This is a genomic window from Mesorhizobium sp. M7A.F.Ca.CA.003.01.2.1 (assembly GCF_003998945.1).
Lineage (GTDB): Bacteria > Pseudomonadota > Alphaproteobacteria > Rhizobiales > Rhizobiaceae > Mesorhizobium > Mesorhizobium ciceri.
This window is the reverse complement of record NZ_RZRA01001020.1, coordinates 1-1,896: the sequence shown is the minus strand read 5'-3', so window position 1 is coordinate 1,896 and position 1,896 is coordinate 1. Positions and strand designations below refer to the sequence as shown.

General features: G+C 61.2%; 2 protein-coding genes and 1 pseudogene. 2 read left to right on the top strand and 1 reads right to left on the bottom strand.

Annotated features, from left to right (window positions below):
* The coding region (locus tag EN969_RS29085; RefSeq protein ID WP_348632421.1) for a beta-ribofuranosylaminobenzene 5'-phosphate synthase family protein at positions 1–626 on the bottom strand (626 nt) is incomplete at its 3' end.
* A gap of 153 nt (positions 627–779) precedes the next feature.
* Here EN969_RS29085 and EN969_RS29080 point away from each other — a divergent pair.
* Together EN969_RS29080 and EN969_RS29075 are read left to right on the top strand one after the other, a co-directional pair.
* Positions 780–1,160, top strand: a complete 381-nt coding sequence (locus EN969_RS29080; protein WP_013532029.1) for a 4a-hydroxytetrahydrobiopterin dehydratase — start codon at positions 780–782, stop codon at positions 1,158–1,160.
* A gap of 117 nt (positions 1,161–1,277) precedes the next feature.
* Positions 1,278–1,896: pseudogene (locus tag EN969_RS29075) on the top strand (tungsten formylmethanofuran dehydrogenase); the annotation flags it as partial.

Sequence of the window (1,896 nt, the reverse complement as noted above, 5' to 3'; positions counted from 1 at the left end):
ATGCCCATCAGCACCCTCCGGCAGATCTCCCCACTGCCTGCCGTTGGGAATGGCGGCAGCGAGCGAAACGCCGCAACCTCGGCTGCTCCATGCAGTCCATGCCCGGAATGGTCGAGGATGAGGAGGACGCGCCACTCTTCCGGAAACGGCAGCCGCGCGACGACCGGAGGCGTTCCGCCGCGGTCGTTCTTGCCGGCGTCGACTATGACGCCGCCGTCTTCGAAACTTGCGATGCCGATGCCGGATCGGCCGCCCCGCTCGAGCAGGTTAGCGTCGCCGGCGATGTCCAGAGGCAGATTGTGGAGCGTGCGCAACGCCGAGGCGACGGCAAGGGCGATCTGTGTGCCGGAGCCCAGACCCGCATGACTGGGGATCGACTGCTCTACCACCAGATGGTGCTGGCCGCGAATGCCAAGATGCTTGCAGAGCGTCGATAGATGCTCGCTGGCGCGGGTGCTCTCGGAGCCTTCGACGATGGTCTCGCTGGACCGCGACAGGGTGACGACGGTTTCGGGTTCGCTCAATGGAAGCCCGACGCTGCCGAACCGCCGTCCAGCATCGCCATTGAGATCAAGGAAGCCAAGGTGCAGGCGAGCGGGCACTCGTATGGTAACAGAATTCGACATCTGCCCCCCGATGGGTGCATCATGGATGCATCATGGAAGTTTAGGTGCCCGGTACCATGATAACTGTTTTCGTCGATGGGGCAAGCCAAAGAGAACGCATACGTGTTTGCCGGCTCCGGCGTGTGACAGACCGAGCAATTCGCGGAGGTCGAGATGAACGAGACAGTCAAGGAAAAGGTCTATTCGGAAGCCGAGATCGCCGACCGGCTTGAGAAGGAGTTGCCGAAATGGCGTTATGAAAACGGCTGGATCCGGCGCAAATACAAGACCCACAGCTGGAAATCGACGCTCATGGTCATCAACACGGTTGGTCATCTCGCCGAGGCGGCGTGGCACCATCCTGATATCACCGCCTCCTATGCCTGGGTCGAGGTGCGCCTGACGAATCACGCGGCGAAAGGCATTACCGACAAGGATTTCGAGTTGGCGAAAAAGATCGAGGACGTTGTCCAGTGGCAGCCGGCCAAGGAAGGCGGGGCACTGGAGGGCACTCCACTGACCGATCAACGCTTCGCTTACGTCAAATATGACTAAGCAGGGTCGGAATTTGTTGACGCGTATGAAAACATTCGCTGATCCGCTGCAGGGTGGGGTTCACGGCCAATCCAGTTTCGTCTAGGATCGAGCCGGCACCAGAAAGTAGTTTAGCGAATGGCGGTTGCTTGGATCGGCAACCGGGAAGCGCTGATTGAGCACGCGGCTGCGCATGCCGCGTCGCTATTGTCGTCAAGTCGGTGCCCGGTTTTCAGCTTTGATACGGATATAGATGGCACGAGGGCGGCGATCGCGCTGGCTGAGCGGGCTGGCGCGGCATACGACCATGCCGATGGTGCGGCACTTGCCCGAGAGACCGCGCTTTTTACCGACAAGGGGGCAATGACCGTCGCCCCCGGAGAGACGCGCCGGCGTGCCGATGTCGTGGTGATCGTGGGCGAGCTCCCGCGGATCCATCATGGTCTTGTCGGCGAACTTGCCGGGACGGTTCCCGACCTCTCGACCGGCAACCAGCGCGCGTTCTTCGTGGTAGGCCCAAACGGGATGTCTGTGCCGCCGCTGAACGGCGGACGCAAGGCAACGCAACTTTCCTGTGGCCAAGCTAGCCTCACCGCCACGCTGGCGGCACTGAGGGCACAGTACAAAGGGCGGCGTACATCGCAACCGGTGTCGAATTTCAATGATTTTGCCAAAGCTCTGGCGGCCGCGCATTTTCCCGTGTTCCTGTTTTCAGGCCACGCCGCCGAAGGCTTGGCATTGGAGATGCTGCAAGGAC